This is a genomic window from Flavivirga algicola (assembly GCF_012910715.1).
GTDB lineage: Bacteria > Bacteroidota > Bacteroidia > Flavobacteriales > Flavobacteriaceae > Flavivirga > Flavivirga algicola.
This window is the reverse complement of the sequence record NZ_JABBHF010000006.1, coordinates 12,436-28,377: the sequence shown is the minus strand read 5'-3', so window position 1 is coordinate 28,377 and position 15,942 is coordinate 12,436. Positions and strand designations below refer to the sequence as shown.

Below are 15,942 nucleotides of genomic sequence, written 5' to 3'. Positions count from 1 at the left end.
AATGAAAAAAATAATTACAACATTTAAAGCACCAGCTCCTATTGGCCCCTATAATCAGGCAGTACTAAGTGGCAATACTTTATATACTTCTGGGCAAATTGCCCTAAATCCAGAAACAGGAGCCCTTGTTTTGAAAGATATAAAAACAGAGACAGGACAAGTTATGCAAAATCTTAAAGCGGTTCTAGAGGCGGCAAATATGACTTTTGATCATGTTATAAAAACTTCCATTTTTATTAGTAACATGGATGATTTTACCCAGATAAATGAGGTGTATGGTCGTTATTTTAATGATGATACAGCGCCAGCTCGAGAAACGGTACAGGTTGCTCGGTTACCAAAAGATGTTAATGTAGAAATTAGCATGATTGCTATTAAGTGAAAAGCAAAAAAGAAAATGTTTTTTTGCCTATGTATCTTTTCTATTTGAGTATTTAATTAATAAGTTTTTTAGTTGGTCTGTATCTATTGGTTTTGCTAAAAACTCATCTATTCCAGCCAGTTTGGCATTAGCTATATCTTCTTCAAAAGCACTGGCAGAAACGGCAATTATTGGCGTATTTTTAGTTGTATACTTTTCGGTTGCCCTTATGGCTTTAGTTGCTTGATAACCATCCATATCTGGCATATAAATATCCATAAACACCATATCGAAATCTAAAATTTTATATAGCTCAACAGCTTCAATACCATTCTTAACAAAAATACAATCGGCACCTTGTCGTTCCAGTAAAAATTTAATTACTTTTTGATTCATCCTATTATCCTCTGCAACCAAGACATTAAATTTATCCAAAAAGATTGGTTTTATTTCGACATTTTCAGCTTTAATATTTAATGTCTTTTTTAACTGTAAGCTAAAATAGAAAGTCGACCCCTCATTTTCTTTGGTTTCTAAATTCAATTCACCTCCCATTAGTTTTACCAACTGATGTGAAATAGAAAGTCCAATACCTCCTCCCCTATAATCTCTCATCATAGAAGCATCGTAAGGGCTTGAAGCATTGTCGAAAATTCGCTTAATTTCCTCTTGCCGTATACCAATACCTGTATCTTTAACATAAAATGTTACTATTTGATCGTCGTCAATACCTATAGTTTGATCAACTATAATAGATATTTTTCCTGAGTTAGTAAACTTTATGGCATTATTAATCAAATTAATTAATACTTGCTGAATTCTAGCGGAATCACCTAAAACCATAAAGGTATCCTTCTCTTCATATAAGAACTTGAAATCAAATTCGAGACCTTTTTCCCAAGCTTGATATTCAAAAACTTTAAAAAGGTGAGATAGATCTGATTTTAAATCGATTGCTGATACGTCCAATTCGAGACCTCCCGATTGCACATCGGCATTATCGGTCACCATATTCACTAACTGCAATAGATGTCTCGAAGAATATTCTGCAATTTCTACTTGTGCTTTCTGGTCATCATTAAGATCCGTCTGCTTCAACATATTTAACATACCTAAAACAGTACTGAGCAACGTACGAATCTCGTAACTCATATTAGTTAAATAAATTGATTTATACTCAACGACTTTATCAGATTCTTCAAGGCTTTCTTTTAACTCTTCAATTCTCAGATATAAATTTCGCTGTCTGGTATCATTTTTTAATTGATTTTTAAAAAAGTACTGTAGAACAAAAACTTGGATTGTCGTTAGAAAAAACAAGAACAATGCTATGGTTTCTAAAACAATTATCTTTTCGAGAAATAAATAGCCTCCCAATAGAATTGTAACTATAGAAATAAAAATAAAGAAAGATAATACCTTTCTTTTTTTTATAGATCTGGTTACATGCGAGAAAAAGCCCATTTATTAGTACGTTTTAACAAACTTATTCAAAATTATATCAAAACTTTATAATTCCTTTATTTTTATTTCTCTAAATTCTATGCCTTGCCCTTCGGCCTGCAAACCAATATAGCCTTCTGTTAACTTTTTTCCATCAATTTTAACTGCTGGATTATATCCTTTAGTAGTCCCGCCCCCTATTTGCGGTTTCGTATATCTAAGCACTTCTTTGCCATTTACCATGTGTATAATGAGTGAGTCGGCATGAACAAGCAGTTCGCCTTTAATCCATTCATCCCATTTATACGTTTTAGAAGATGATGATACACAATGGCGGGTGGCCATTTCGTTGTTTACAAAGATTTCGGTACCAGGTGAACACATATTCCCAGTTGGTCTTGATACACCTTCCTTTTCTTCTGCTAAAATCTGGTATTCGACCGATATGGGCCAATTTTGCTCTTTTAGTATGGTTTTAGGAGCTTGAGAATGAAACATAATCCCACTGTTTCTATAGGTATATGATGCGGCATCTTTCATCCATTGGTCCGTAAACCTATATTCAAATTTTAAGTGATAGGAAGAAAATGGTTTGTTATAGAATAAATGGCCATACCGATCACCAAACTCATTATAACCATCATAATTAACTTGAATAACGCCATCTTTTACTCGAAACGTATTGGCGTAATTATCTCCCAGTTCATGATGGTAAAACTTAGGGATCCAACCATCTAAATTTTCGCCATTAAAGAGTCGTACCCATTGGTCAATTTCATTATTATTAGCCTTTTTTGAACTTTTAGAGCCACATGATGTGACACCTAAAACAACGATGAGTATCATCGAAATTTTGAATTTACGCATTTATAGAAGCCTTTAAAATTATATATTAAACGATAGAAAAGACTAATATACTGAATTACCGATTGAAACTAAACATGAAAAACGTGTAGACTTCGTTTAGTTTATATATAATTTTATTAAGCTATTAAAATACTATAAATTCTTAGTGTGAAAAGAAACTAGACCTTCAATAGGTCTTCTTTCAAAATTGCCAACTGTGAATCCCATCTCTTGGGCTACAGATTTGATTTCATCCTGAGAAAAATATGCTATAGATCCTGCAAAATGAACTGGAACCGTTTTTAATTCCTCTCTATATTGCATAATCATATTGGCAGCAAATAACCGAATACCTTTTTTTATAAGGTTGATCGTGTATTCTGAATCTTTGTGTAAGAACATAAACTCGGCAAAATTTGCTAAGTATGCATTCGGGTTTGGTTGCTTATATAAATTATACTTTATATAATCAGATTCCATATTGAATTTAGTCCCAAAAGCAACTTTAACATCTTCTGGCATATGGTTAAAGTAATAGTCCCTGATTAGTTGACGTCCATAATAATTACCAGAAGCATCATCCATAACAGAATAACCTAAAGAAACAACACGTTGCTCCAATTGCTCTCCATTATAGTAACTACAATTAGATCCGGTTCCTAAAATACAAACTACTGCGGCTTCTTTATCATGGTTAATCGTCGAATAAACCGCTGCCATGGTATCTTCGTTTACTTCAACATGAGCATTAACGAATATAGATTCCAGTGCTCCTTTTAAAAGTGCGACCGGTTTTTCTGTTCCGCAACCAGCTCCATAAAAGAAAATATGTGTGACACTATTTTTATGTTCTTTTAATAAACTATTGGATTTAATTATCTTTTTTAGTTTCTTTTCAGATAAAATAGCTGGATTAAGTCCTTTTGTACGAATCTTTTCAAGTAATTGATTACCATTATTATCTACTGCTATCCAATCGGACTTTGTAGAACCACTATCAACAATTAAAATCATAAGTTTATATATAAAAAATCCACAGAATTACTTTGTATACAAAATAATTCTGTGGACTGAATTAATAATTTATATGGAACCAATGTGTTGTGCCAAATCAACTAATTTAGTTGAATAACCAAACTCATTATCATACCAAGACACTAATTTAATAAAGTTATCATTTAATGCCATACTTGCGTTAGCATCAAATGTACTTGTTTTTGGTTCAGATACGAAATCCTGAGATACAACACCTTCTTCTGTATATCCTAAAATACCGCTTAATTCATTTTCTGAAGCATCTTTTAAAGCTGCTTTTACATCTTCAAAAGAAGCGCTTTTTTCTAAACGACATGTTAAATCTACAACAGATACATCAACAGTAGGAATTCTAAAAGCCATACCTGTTAATTTACCATTTAATTCTGGAATTACTTTTCCAACCGCTTTTGCTGCTCCAGTAGATGCAGGTACAATATTATTTAAAGAAGCTCTTCCTAATCTGTAATCTTTTCTTGAAGGCCCATCAACAGTAAATTGTGTTGCAGTGGCAGCATGAACTGTAGTCATTAACCCCTCTGCTATACCAAATTTATCGTTAATTACTTTAGCTAAAGGTGCTAAACAGTTCGTTGTACAAGATGCATTAGATACAATTGTATGATCTGCAGTAATTTCATCATGGTTAACTCCCATTACAAACATTGGTGCGTCTGCAGATGGTGCAGAGATAGCTACTTTTTTAGCTCCAGCAGTAATATGCTTTTGAGCACCTTCTAGATTAGTAAAGATACCTGTACAATCTAAAACAACTTCTGCTCCAACAGCATCCCATTTTAAATCTTCTGGGTTACGCTCGGCAGTAATTCTAATTTCATTACCGTTAACTACTAAGTTACCATTGTTTGTTTCTATAGTTCCATCAAACTGTCCGTGAACAGAATCGTATTTTAATAAATATGCTAAATGCTCTACATCTAGTAAATCGTTTATTCCAACTACTTCAATATCTGGTCTAGAAGCTGCTACTCTAAAAGCAATTCTTCCTATTCTTCCAAATCCGTTAATTCCTAATTTTAATTTTGACATAATCTTGTTTATAAATGTTAAGTGCTCATGATGTCTGAGACACGCAATAGTTCTAAGTTAATTTTTGACTTTCCTTTAATGGCTTTTTCTAATGGTGTTAATTCTACTTTATTATCTAATAAACCTACCATATAATTTGTTTCTCCTCCTAATAAAGACTCAACTGCTTTGACTCCCATTCTACTTGCTAAAACGCGATCGAAACATGATGGTGCACCACCACGTTGCATATGACCTAAAACAGATACTCGAACATCGTAACCTTCCATGTTTTCATCTACATAATCTTTAAGTTCGAATATATTCTTTCCTATTTTATCACCTTCAGCAACAATAACAATACTTGAAGTTTTACCAGATTTTCTACTTTTATTTAGTGAGTCTACCAGTCTATCCAGTCCTAAGTCTTCTTCAGGAATCAGTATTTCTTCGGCACCACCAGCAATACCTGTATTTAAAGCGATATGACCTACATCACGTCCCATTACTTCTACAAAGAACAATCTGTTATGAGAACTTGCAGTATCACGAATCTTGTCGATAGCATCTACAACTGTATTTAAAGCTGTATCGAATCCTAAAGTATGGGATGTTCCATAAATATCATTATCTATAGTACCTGGTATTCCCATTACTGGAAAATCAAATTCCTGATTAAAAATAAGTGCTCCTGTAAAAGAACCATCTCCACCGACAACAACCAATCCATCAACATTAGCATCAGTTAATTGTTTGAATGCTTTTTGCCTACCTTCTACAGTTCTAAATTCTTTAGAGCGTGCAGATTTTAAGATAGTACCTCCTTTGTTTATGATTCCTTTTACACTACGAGCGTCCATAGACTTGAAATCGCCCTCTATCAAACCTTCGTATCCGCGATAAACACCTACACATTCAATATTATGATATGCACATGTTCTAACAACCGAACGAATGGCCGCATTCATCCCTGGAGAATCTCCTCCTGAGGTTAAAACGGCTACTTTTTTTATTGCTTTTGGCATTAAACTTTATAATTTATACGTAAAATTAGTAAACTAAACGCACATATCTATAAGCATTTATCTTATTTTAATTTTAGTAGTTGAACTATAACGTTTTAGTTAATAAAAAACTTATTTTATTAAGAAAACAACTATAAATATTACAAAAAAATGATAATTTATTTTTGTGTAGAAGGTTTTACTTTAATGAAATTTGGCAAGGCACTTGCATCTTGGGCATCGGTTTTTTCCTGTGGTTCAATTTCTTCTTTTTTAGATTTTTTAAAGAAGTTTTGAAGCAGTTCTTTAAAAGTATCAAAATCGACATTATATGAAAGTCCAACGCCCTGAGTATACCCTATGGCTTCACCAAAATTTCTAATACTATTTTCTCTATTAAACACTTTAGCTGTTAATGTGCCTTCTTCATTCAATAGAAAATCAATTTCTACATCTCCTGCAATAACGGTTTCTGTTGCGCCTGCACCGCCTACTGGCACCCCTACTTTACCATTTATAAGTACCCGATCGCTAATTTGTGTTTGTATGGTAGCAACAACGCGATCGTCTGTTTGGTAGTCTGGTCTGTTTTGGCCCGCTTCATAATTGACACCCAAGTTAAGTTTACTATCCCCATTTGTAAAAATACCACTAATAATACCATTAAGTCGTTCTGAAATAGTTCCAGAAAAATTTAATTCGTTTAACCCTCTAGAAAAAGCACCTGTAGATATTAAGTATAGTGCTTGGTTTTGCCTATCATCTGCAGACTCTAATCGGTATTGAAGCTCAGACTTAATAGTCGAGTTCACATTGGGAAACTCGAAACTAAAATCTGGATCGGGTTTTTCCAGGTCTCCTTTTAAACTAATATTCAACTCTACTGGAATACTTCTGTTTATGGGGTTATCTAATAACGGTGAGGGGTTAGCCTGCGTTTTGTAAATAGCATTCATATTCATGATGGCGTTTAATGGATCACCATTCCAAGCCAAGGTTCCACCAGGCTGCACAATAAACTCTTTCTGAATTAAACCACCATAGGCAAAATTATAGACACCTTCAAATACAGAGAAATCTCCCCACATCTTAAATTTACCATTAGTATTAATTTCAACTAATAATCCACCTCGTCCACGTCCTTTTAATGAATGTCCTGTGTTTTTATCTATAATAATTTCAACTTCGGCCTCTTCTGTGAGATCTAAATCGAAATCCAGCTCCAATCCCTTTATTTCATTAAAAACAACCTCTTCACCTTTTCGTCTGGCTTCTTTTTCTTCTTTTGTTATAAAATGAATAAATGTATTATCTCCAAAAGATTCTGCATCACTAAGTGGTATTTTAAATACAGTACCGCGCTTGGTAGCTCCTATAACATCGATAACTAATTGCTCTGTTGGTCCAGAAATACTAGCTCTCCCCCCTATAAAACCAGTACCATAATATAAAGCATCTTCTGTTTCTTTAGTATCCAAGACTAATAACCGAGGGGTTTTTAAGTCTAAATCCAGACTCCAATTTGAAAAATTCACATGGCTTAACGAACCATTGAGTTCTCCTTTAGAGCGGTACTTGGTATCTTTTAGCTGTATTTTGTTAAAAATAAAACGCTGATCTTTTAGAGTAACGGAAGCCTTATTATTAAAATCGTAATCAACATTAAGATATGGAATACCTAGACCTGCATGATCTAAAGTTAAATCCCCATTGATATCTGGATGATTAAGTTTACCCACTACATGTACATCTCCCGAAGCTTGTCCACGTATATTCGTCAGAACATCTTCTAACAACGGATTTAAAGGCACTAAATTAAAATCATTAAAGTTTAAATTAGCATCTATGGTTGCCCGCTCACCTTTAACATTAATGTCTCCTATGGCGCTAAACGATTTTGAAACATCATTTTTAATGATGACATCCATTTTATAGTTGGTAAGCGTTTTATTTCCAGTTATGGCAGCATCAAATGAGCCTAATAAAAAATCATTAACCTTAAAATCGTCGATTATAATTGAAGAGTTTGGTAAATAATTCCCGTTCTTTTGAAGGATATCCAGTTTACCATTTACGTTACCTGCTAATGCCAAGCTATCTATATCTGGTGTTATTTTTGCTAAATCAACATTTTTAAAGTTTAGTTTTAAATCTTTTTCGGTTGAATCCCGTAAAAAGCCTGAAAGTTTAATTTCTTCATTGTTATGATTAATTTTAAACCTATCGATATCAAACTTGGTGAAGTCTTTATTGAACGACACTTTATTAAACCTATTCTTATCTTCATTAATAAACCACTTATTATTTTTAATGGTCACATCAGATTTTTTAAAGCCTATAACCGATTCATTATCTTCATTTATAGTATGGTAAAAACTTAAATTATAGCTGTCATTATTACGCTTTCCTCCTTTAAACTCAGAACGCATAAACAACGTGTCATTAACTGTTACGTTAATTAAATTGAATTTAGAAACATTGTAGTATTCTGTACTTAAACTATCTATTTCTATGTATGTATTGAAAAGCGGATTGCTGTTATCTACTTGCAAATCAATATGACTGGCAAAATTATCCAACAATCTAATTTTTGGTGACTTAAATGTGAGCTTAAAGTTTTTTTCATCACTTTCTACACGCCCTCGGATGAACGTATTTTTACCAAGTTCAACTTCTGGGTAAACGACCTCAATAATCTTATTATAAATTTTAAAATTAAAATCTATGCTTTGATTTGTCGCTACCTCATGTGGAACATAATTGGTATAGATATGTCCCAATGAGTTTTCGAATAACTTCCTTAAATCTTTAAATACAAAACGCCCTTGTAGCTCACCTTCAATAATATCAGGAGAATTAAATTCGATAAATCGGGTATCGCCTTCAAATCGAGATAGCACGTCTAGTTTATTAAAATAATAACTGTCGTTTTGATTTTTATAAGAGGTCCTCCTAAAAGAAATTTTACCATAAGCATCATCATAATTACTAGCGTTCATATTCATTTTAACACGGCTTCTAAAGATGGAAAGGCTATCTTTCTTCACGAAGTTTAACACCTTTAAATTCGCGTAATCAACATTGGCCTCAAAATCGTATTTCTTAACAGTTTCAGAAAAATCCACAAGTCCTGCAAAATTCAATTTTAAGTTTTTATCATTAACAGTCAGGTTACCATCAAAAATTTTATTTCTAACATTCCCGGCAACCTTAACTCCCTTATAATTATAATCATTATAGTCAACTTCAAAAACATCTCCCCTTACCTGTGTATTAATATTTTCTGCAACAAAGCCTTTACCGTTTACATCAAAATTTAAAGAGGCATTACCAACTGCTGGGTCATTAAGGAATGTTCCAAAATCAAATTGTTCAAAAATGATGTTCCCTTTGTATGAAGCATTATCAATATCATTAATTTTTGCTATTTCTAAATTAGAATCGATAAACCCCAGTTCTGTAACTATTTCAATATCTGCAATAACTTTTGAGGAGGTGACTTGTGAATTACCAACAATGATGAACATACCCAACCTATCGAATGAGGTCGGTATAGCCTCTCCCAAAACATTAGGTAGTAAGCTTTTTAAATCTTTATAGGTTGACGATAGGTTTCTAAAATACCCATTCATAGAAAAATTGTCTGCTTTTTTATTAAACAAGTTTTTAAAATGGATGTCGCCGTAAACCCTTGTATTTCTACTCGTATTTAATTTTAAGTTCTTGGTTTGTAAATCGTTTAAAGTGCCCGATAAGTTAACACTGAATTTCGCAGACTGATTAGCGCCAAACTCGTTATAAAATGTATTGAGTTCATCCAACTGTACAGTTGAATCCTTAAAATTTGCAGATACCAAAACTTTGTCTGTAAAGAATTGTAAATCTTTTCTATCATAAGAAAATTTAAGACCCCCTTTTAAAGTAGAACCTGGAGTTTCTATTTGAAGATTAGCAAACGTCATATCTGTAAGTGTATATGCAAAATCTGTCATAAGGTTCTGCATAACCAGTTCTCGATCGTCAACAAAGGACAAGGTATTAATCCTAGCACTTACATCACTTCCCTTAATTAAAAAATTAGTGGCATTTATATTTAAATTATTGAAGTGAAGGATATTTGCGCTTTCTTTATTTTCATCCGATAATTCAAAAACGCTATTATAAATAGACACATCACTAGACGATAATAAAAAGCTACCATCCCCTTTCTTTGGGTTATCCCCTTCCAACTTAGCAACAAAAACATCCAGATTAGTATCTTTAGCACCTTCATATGTTTTTATATTAAAAAACATGTCTATAATATCAATATCTCCAAATTCTAATTTACCATTAGATAAATTTCTAAAATTTAAAATAGAGGTATTTAATTCTGCTATGATTATAAGGGCGTTTTTTTTATAATCTTCAATGTAGATGTTTTTAAGTTCTACATCGCCATTAAACTGCAAACCAATTTTATCAATATTTATATTAGTTCCAAAATCTTCATTTATCTTTTTTGTAGCATAATTCCCTAAACTCGTTTGAACAAAGGGTATAGAAAGTACCAGCACCAAGATGATGAAAAGCAGCAAAAGAATGCCGACTACCTTTGATACTATTTTTAAGATCTTTTTGATACTATTTTAAATTATAATTTGAATTAAGAATACCCTATTTTTGTACTTACGAATAAAAATTACTGATTAGATTTTTATTCTGTTTCAAAATTAACAATTATTGTGCCTAATATTTACTAATGTCTTCACAAAATATTTACATTCTGGGAATTGAGTCCTCTTGCGATGATACTGCTGCCTCTGTAATACACAACGGCAAAATTTTAAGCAATGTTATAGCAAGCCAAAAAATACATGAAGAATACGGTGGTGTGGTGCCAGAATTAGCTTCTAGGGCGCACCAGCAAAACATTGTCCCTGTTGTACATCAAGCTCTAAAAAAAGCAGGGATAACCAAGGAGCAATTACATGCTGTGGCATTTACGCGTGGTCCTGGTTTAATGGGCTCTTTACTCGTAGGGACTTCCTTTGCTAAATCTTTTGCTTATGGATTAAACATTCCTTTAATAGATGTTAACCACATGCAAGCGCATATTTTAGCACATTTTATAGATGAAGAAGGTTTTAATAAACCATCGTTTCCATTTATTGCAATGACTATTTCTGGTGGGCATACTCAAATTGTTGAAGTGAAAAGTCATTTTGATATGACCGTTATTGGTGAAACCATCGACGATGCTGTGGGGGAAGCTTATGATAAAAGTGGAAAAATATTAGGTTTAGGATATCCTGCTGGGCCAGAAATTGATAAACGTGCGCAAAAAGGCAACCCTAAGGCATATCAATTTACCAAACCTAAAGTAGCTGGTTTAAACTTTAGCTTTTCTGGGCTTAAGACAGCTATTCTTTATTTTGTTCAACGCGAGGTAAAAGCGAATCCTAACTTTATTGAAGAAAACCTTAATAATATCTGTGCGTCTATACAATACACGATTATTGGTATTTTAATCGATAAATTAAAACTAGCAACCAAACAAACAGGTATCAAACAAATTGCCATTGGAGGTGGTGTTTCTGCTAATTCTGGGATACGACAAGCCTTAAAAGACGGTGAACAAAAATTTGGTTGGACGACTTACGTCCCAAAATTTGAATTTACTACCGATAATGCGGCCATGATAGCTATTGTGGGGTATTTAAAATATTTGGAAGGTGATTTTGCTGAACAGAATATTACGGCTTCTGCTAGGTTAAAGATATAGTTTGCAGTGTTCAGTAATCAGTTTTAGAATAAGAAATCATTTTTATCTTCGCTATATGCAATTATTTTACAATCCCGATATAACAGAAAGTACAGTACAATTTACTTTTCCTAAAGATGAAAGTAAGCATATTGTAAAGGTATTGCGTAAAAATATCGGAGATACTTTGCATATCACGAACGGACTTGGCTCGTTATTTATTGCTGAAATCACCATCCCAAATGTTAATAAGTGTGTGGCTACTATCGTATCTAAATCACTACAACCAAAAAAAGATTATCATGTACATTTAGCTGTAGCTCCAACAAAAATGAACGATCGTTACGAATGGTTTTTGGAAAAAGCTACCGAGATTGGTATCGATTGCATCACGCCTATTATTTGCGATCACAGTGAACGTAAGGTCATTAAACCTGAACGTTTTGAGCGTATTTTACAATCGGCTATGAAACAGTCTTTAAATTGTTATTTGCCTAAATTAAACGATGCCATTCCCTTTAAAACTTTCTTGGATCAGGATTTTAATGGCGACTTATTTATTGCGCATTGTGAGGAAACGGACAGAAAATCTTTAAAACAAGCACTAAAACCACAACAAGATATTACTATTTTAATAGGACCCGAAGGTGATTTTTCTACTAAAGAAATCGAACTGGCCCTTCAAAATAATTTTATCCCCGTTACTTTAGGGGATACCCGATTACGTACAGAAACAGCCGCTATTGTTGCTTGTCATTCGGTAGCTTTTATAAATGAATTATAGTTTTATCTGACTGCCTCCTGTAATATCTAAATTTTCAGTTTGTACCAACGCCACAATAGATAATTTATCACTTTGTTTGACCAAATCTGGAATAACAATACTTGTTTTTCCATTCGCAGAATCTAGATTTAGATACACTTCTTCAACAACAATATTGGTGTTTTTAAGTGTTCTGTTTCGGTTTTCACCACGTTTAATGGAAGTGATTCTCTCACTAATAACCAAAGCCACTCGCAGCGTTTTTTTATCAATAGTACCTGCTACTTTATAATCGAAAGAAAACCTGTCGTTCGCTTTCTTTATATGACTAAGGCTAACTTTATTTACGGGTGTTTTATTTAAATAGCTATTAAGTTTTACAGTCATTATGTTTTTGCTAGAACCAACAAAATGTTCTTTGCCGTTTACTACTATTTGCGGCGTGTAAATAGAACCTGTATTAAACTTATGCCCATAAGCGCGCTGTTTATTACTAAATGTTTTCTTGCTAAAAGGATCTTTCCAACCGATATAATTCCAATAATCTACATGATACGATAAAGCAATCACTTCTTTATCAGAATATTTCTTTTTAACTTCATCTAATAAATCATCAGCTGGTGGGCAACTCGAACAACCTTGAGACGTAAACAATTCTAAAACAACGAGAGGTTTAAATGGTTCTGTTTTTTCTGATTTAAATACAAGTGATGATATAATTATAGTTAAAAGTATCTTTTGCATAGCAATTCTTTTTATTTTTGAATCTATGATACTTAGTTGGATGAAAATCGAAAATCTTACAAAAGCGCTTGTATTTGGTGTATTTTTTTTAACTGCAAATGGCACGGCTCAAGAGCTGGCAATTTTAAAATATAAAGGTGGGGGGGATTGGTATGGTAATCCGACTGCATTACCAAATTTAATTGCTTTTTGTAATCAAAATATAAATACCAAAATAACATCCAAACCACAAACTGTAGAGGTAGGTAGTGCTGATATTTTTCAGTTTCCCTTATTGCACATGACAGGGCATGGCAATGTATTTTTTAGTGAAGCAGATGCAGAAAATTTAAGAAACTATTTAATATCTGGTGGGTTTCTGCATATAGACGACAATTATGGCATGAAACCTTTTATAACCAAAGAGCTTAAAAAAGTATTTCCTGATAAAGATTTAATTGAACTCGCTGCCAACCATAAAATATTCAATACGGTTTACAAGTTTCCGAAGGGTCTACCCAAAATTCATGAGCATGATGGTAAACGCCCTCAAGCTTTTGGAATTTTTCAAGACGACCGGCTTGTATTATTATTCACTTACGAAAGTGATTTGGGAGATGGCTGGGAAGACACCGAAGTACACAACGACCCTGCAGATGTTAGAGAAAAGGCACTTAAAATGGGCGCTAATATTGTTAAATATGCTTTTGAAAACTAAGTTAATATGAAATTAAGTTACTATTGCAGTTCTTGTAAGAAAGAGAATTACTTAAAAACATCTGCTTCAGACAGGTATGCCTTTTTGAAGGAATATGGCAAAAATGAAATCAATGAACGTTGTAAACATTGTGGAAATCATACCAAAAGACATATTAACAGATTACATGCTGAACCTAACAAGCTTGTTCTTATTGGAGGTGTTTTAATTGCAATTGTAGTTACCGTCTTACTATGGGATTTTGGATTTATTAGTACATTAAGCGCAACTATTCCTATAGGAATCTGGATGGATCAAAATAAAAAAACAAGCTTATTTAATAGGTCTATGGTAAAATAATTAACCTCGTGCTAAAACACTATGAAGAACCTTCTATCGGTTGTTATTGAATTCATTTTTTATATAGATCCTAACAAGAGTAGATAGAGACTCTCAAAATGAGGCAAATACTGATAAATATGCTTTTGAAAATTGATTTTATCCCGTTACACAAAGACTGATTTAAAATTTCCCACGAACACTTTAATTGGACACCGAATACGGCCAATCAAACACCAAATACTGAATACTAAAAATGCAACTCACCCACTATAATACAAACTTTTCTAAACGCTCCTTCCCTATTACTTTAGTGTGCGACAATGTCACGAATGCACCAAATATAGGTAGTTTGTTTAGAGTTTCTGATGCTTTTGGAGTTGAAAAACTTGTTCTTTGTGGGGAACATATTCCGCTTGGTCGTAAAATGACAAAAACGTCGAGAGCAACCGAAAAATCTGTTGATTATGAAATTGTATCATCAGCTTCAGAGACAGTTAAAACCCTTAAAACAAATGGTTATCAAATTATTTCATTAGAAATCACAGATGCCAGCCAGCCCATTCATAACTTTAAATTTTCAGATAAAAAACCAATCGCTTTGGTTATTGGCGATGAAAATTTTGGGGTTTCTGAGGCTATTTTAGATTTGTCTGACGTTAGTATTCATATAGACATGTTTGGTCAAAACAGTAGCATGAACGTGGTTCAGGCAACCAATATTGCGCTTTATGAACTAACGAAGCAGCTTCTTTAATTAATTAACTACCCCTCCAACTACCATTTAATAAGAAGATTGTCATGTCACTTCATTCCTTACAATGACAAATAATATTATATTTACTAAATGAATCTATTTTTATGAATTCCAACACAATTTCTAATGGTATTTTAAAAGCCATAGCTATTATTTTAGGTATAGCTTTAGTGCTTTACTTTTTATACCAAATACAATCTGTTATTGGTTATGTGGCTATTGCTGCCGTTATTTCGTTAATAGGACGGCCTATTGTTCTCTTTTTAGAACATCGTTTAAAGTTTAAAAATACCATTGCCGTTATAGTCACAATGGTATTTCTTTTAGGGCTGTTTTTAGGTTTGGTAGGTTTATTTATTCCACTGGTTATAAAACAAGGACAGAATTTGTCTTTATTAAATATTGACGAATTGCAGATCAATATTGAAAATTTGTATGCAGAAATTATTAATTATTTTGATCTACATCAGATAGATTTAGAACAATCTATTAAAGAATCTGACCTATTATCAAAAATAGACTATTCATTGATTCCCAATTTTTTAAATTCGGTAGTTAGTGGTTTGGGCAGCTTTAGTATTGGTTTGTTTTCTGTACTTTTTATTTCTTTTTTCTTTTTAAAGGATAGTCGCTTATTCGAAAATGGTCTTTTAACCTTCATACCAGACAACAAAGAGTCTCGTTGGAAAAAATCATCAAACAAAATTAAAGATCTACTTTCCAGATATTTTGTAGGACTCATTTTTCAAATATTAATTTTATTCATCATCTACACAATCGGTCTCCTTATTATAGGTGTTGAAAATGCCATCGTCATTGCATTTCTATGTGCTTTATTAAATCTTATTCCCTATGTAGGACCACTAGTTGGAGCGTTATTAATGATAACATTAACCATGACAAGTAATCTTGGCGAGAGTTTTAGTGACGTTATTTTACCCAAAACATTTTGGGTATTTATTGTATTTATGATCGGACAGTTGGTTGATAATTTTGGTAGCCAGCCCATCATATTTTCAAAAAGTGTTAAATCACATCCATTAGAAATATTTTTAGTGATTTTAATTACTGGTATATTGTTTGGTGTTATCGGCTTAATTATTGCTGTTCCAGCCTATACAGCAATAAAAGTTATTTTAAAGGAGTTTTTATCTGAAAACAAGATTGTAAAGAAACTTACTAAAGATCTATAACTTCACTGT

At 32.8% G+C, this 15,942-nt stretch carries 14 protein-coding genes; 7 read left to right on the top strand and 7 right to left on the bottom strand.

Annotation, left to right across the window (positions count from 1 at the left end; genetic code table 11):
• Window position 1: 1 nt before the first annotated feature.
• Window positions 2-382: a RidA family protein gene (locus tag HHX25_RS11260; protein WP_169673194.1), complete on the top strand. Its 381-nt coding sequence runs from the start codon at window positions 2-4 to the stop codon at window positions 380-382.
• Between the two features lie 27 nt (window positions 383-409).
• On the opposite strand, the gene HHX25_RS11255 is transcribed toward HHX25_RS11260, so the two are convergent.
• The 6 genes from HHX25_RS11255 to HHX25_RS11230 form a co-directional block, all read right to left on the bottom strand.
• Window positions 410-1,825: an ATP-binding protein gene (locus HHX25_RS11255; protein WP_169673192.1), complete on the bottom strand. Its 1,416-nt coding sequence runs from the start codon at window positions 1,823-1,825 to the stop codon at window positions 410-412.
• Window positions 1,826-1,870: 45 nt separating this feature from the next.
• Entirely contained in the window at window positions 1,871-2,671 is an 801-nt protein-coding gene (locus HHX25_RS11250; RefSeq protein WP_169673190.1) for a 3-keto-disaccharide hydrolase, read from the bottom strand.
• Between the two features lie 132 nt (window positions 2,672-2,803).
• The gene (locus HHX25_RS11245; protein ID WP_169673189.1) at window positions 2,804-3,664 is read right to left on the bottom strand and encodes an N-acetylglucosamine kinase; all 861 of its coding nucleotides are present in this window, start codon (window positions 3,662-3,664) and stop codon (window positions 2,804-2,806) included.
• Window positions 3,665-3,733: 69 nt separating this feature from the next.
• On the bottom strand, window positions 3,734-4,735 hold the full coding sequence (gene gap, locus HHX25_RS11240) for a type I glyceraldehyde-3-phosphate dehydrogenase (RefSeq protein ID WP_169673187.1): 1,002 nt from the start codon (window positions 4,733-4,735) through the stop codon (window positions 3,734-3,736).
• 17 nt (window positions 4,736-4,752) lie between these two features.
• Window positions 4,753-5,739: a 6-phosphofructokinase gene (gene pfkA / locus HHX25_RS11235; protein ID WP_169673185.1), complete on the bottom strand. Its 987-nt coding sequence runs from the start codon at window positions 5,737-5,739 to the stop codon at window positions 4,753-4,755.
• A 158-nt stretch (window positions 5,740-5,897) separates the two neighbouring features.
• Window positions 5,898-10,274 (bottom strand): translocation/assembly module TamB domain-containing protein, encoded by a 4,377-nt coding sequence (locus HHX25_RS11230; protein ID WP_317169084.1) that lies wholly within the window; start codon window positions 10,272-10,274, stop codon window positions 5,898-5,900.
• A gap of 185 nt (window positions 10,275-10,459) precedes the next feature.
• Here HHX25_RS11230 and tsaD point away from each other — a divergent pair, with 185 nt between their 5' ends.
• Both tsaD and HHX25_RS11220 read left to right on the top strand, forming a co-directional pair.
• Window positions 10,460-11,482, top strand: coding sequence for a tRNA (adenosine(37)-N6)-threonylcarbamoyltransferase complex transferase subunit TsaD (gene tsaD / locus HHX25_RS11225; RefSeq protein WP_169673183.1), 1,023 nt, complete (start codon window positions 10,460-10,462; stop codon window positions 11,480-11,482).
• Between the two features lie 55 nt (window positions 11,483-11,537).
• Window positions 11,538-12,245, top strand: coding sequence for a 16S rRNA (uracil(1498)-N(3))-methyltransferase (locus HHX25_RS11220; RefSeq protein ID WP_169673181.1), 708 nt, complete (start codon window positions 11,538-11,540; stop codon window positions 12,243-12,245).
• Here HHX25_RS11220 and HHX25_RS11215 read toward each other — a convergent pair.
• Window positions 12,240-12,968 carry a DUF1223 domain-containing protein gene (locus HHX25_RS11215; protein WP_169673179.1) on the bottom strand — a complete coding sequence of 243 codons (729 nt, stop codon included), beginning with the start codon at window positions 12,966-12,968 and terminating at the stop codon, window positions 12,240-12,242. The two genes, HHX25_RS11220 and HHX25_RS11215, sit on opposite strands and share 6 nt — an antisense overlap.
• A gap of 40 nt (window positions 12,969-13,008) precedes the next feature.
• On the opposite strand from HHX25_RS11215, the gene HHX25_RS11210 reads away from it, so the two are divergent.
• The 4 genes from HHX25_RS11210 to HHX25_RS11195 all read left to right on the top strand — a co-directional run bounded on the left by HHX25_RS11210 (window position 13,009) and on the right by HHX25_RS11195 (window position 15,933).
• Window positions 13,009-13,665, top strand: coding sequence for a DUF4159 domain-containing protein (locus HHX25_RS11210; protein WP_169673177.1), 657 nt, complete (start codon window positions 13,009-13,011; stop codon window positions 13,663-13,665).
• A 6-nt stretch (window positions 13,666-13,671) separates the two neighbouring features.
• A complete protein-coding gene (locus HHX25_RS11205; protein WP_169673175.1) occupies window positions 13,672-14,004 on the top strand; it encodes a hypothetical protein in 333 nt (110 codons plus the stop codon).
• A gap of 235 nt (window positions 14,005-14,239) precedes the next feature.
• Window positions 14,240-14,740 carry a TrmH family RNA methyltransferase gene (locus tag HHX25_RS11200; protein WP_169673173.1) on the top strand — a complete coding sequence of 167 codons (501 nt, stop codon included), beginning with the start codon at window positions 14,240-14,242 and terminating at the stop codon, window positions 14,738-14,740.
• A 104-nt stretch (window positions 14,741-14,844) separates the two neighbouring features.
• A complete protein-coding gene (locus HHX25_RS11195; protein WP_169673171.1) occupies window positions 14,845-15,933 on the top strand; it encodes an AI-2E family transporter in 1,089 nt (362 codons plus the stop codon).
• Window positions 15,934-15,942: the final 9 nt, after the last annotated feature.

Coding starts and splice junctions, on each gene's coding strand:
- HHX25_RS11260 (WP_169673194.1), top strand. CDS start 2: ATGAAAAAAATAATTACAACATTTAAAGCACCAGCTCCTATTGGCCCC.
- HHX25_RS11255 (WP_169673192.1), bottom strand. CDS start 1,825: ATGGGCTTTTTCTCGCATGTAACCAGATCTATAAAAAAAAGAAAGGTA.
- HHX25_RS11250 (WP_169673190.1), bottom strand. CDS start 2,671: ATGCGTAAATTCAAAATTTCGATGATACTCATCGTTGTTTTAGGTGTC.
- HHX25_RS11245 (WP_169673189.1), bottom strand. CDS start 3,664: ATGATTTTAATTGTTGATAGTGGTTCTACAAAGTCCGATTGGATAGCA.
- gap (WP_169673187.1), bottom strand. CDS start 4,735: ATGTCAAAATTAAAATTAGGAATTAACGGATTTGGAAGAATAGGAAGA.
- pfkA (WP_169673185.1), bottom strand. CDS start 5,739: ATGCCAAAAGCAATAAAAAAAGTAGCCGTTTTAACCTCAGGAGGAGAT.
- tsaD (WP_169673183.1), top strand. CDS start 10,460: ATGTCTTCACAAAATATTTACATTCTGGGAATTGAGTCCTCTTGCGAT.
- HHX25_RS11220 (WP_169673181.1), top strand. CDS start 11,538: ATGCAATTATTTTACAATCCCGATATAACAGAAAGTACAGTACAATTT.
- HHX25_RS11215 (WP_169673179.1), bottom strand. CDS start 12,968: ATGCAAAAGATACTTTTAACTATAATTATATCATCACTTGTATTTAAA.
- HHX25_RS11210 (WP_169673177.1), top strand. CDS start 13,009: ATGAAAATCGAAAATCTTACAAAAGCGCTTGTATTTGGTGTATTTTTT.
- HHX25_RS11205 (WP_169673175.1), top strand. CDS start 13,672: ATGAAATTAAGTTACTATTGCAGTTCTTGTAAGAAAGAGAATTACTTA.
- HHX25_RS11200 (WP_169673173.1), top strand. CDS start 14,240: ATGCAACTCACCCACTATAATACAAACTTTTCTAAACGCTCCTTCCCT.
- HHX25_RS11195 (WP_169673171.1), top strand. CDS start 14,845: ATGAATTCCAACACAATTTCTAATGGTATTTTAAAAGCCATAGCTATT.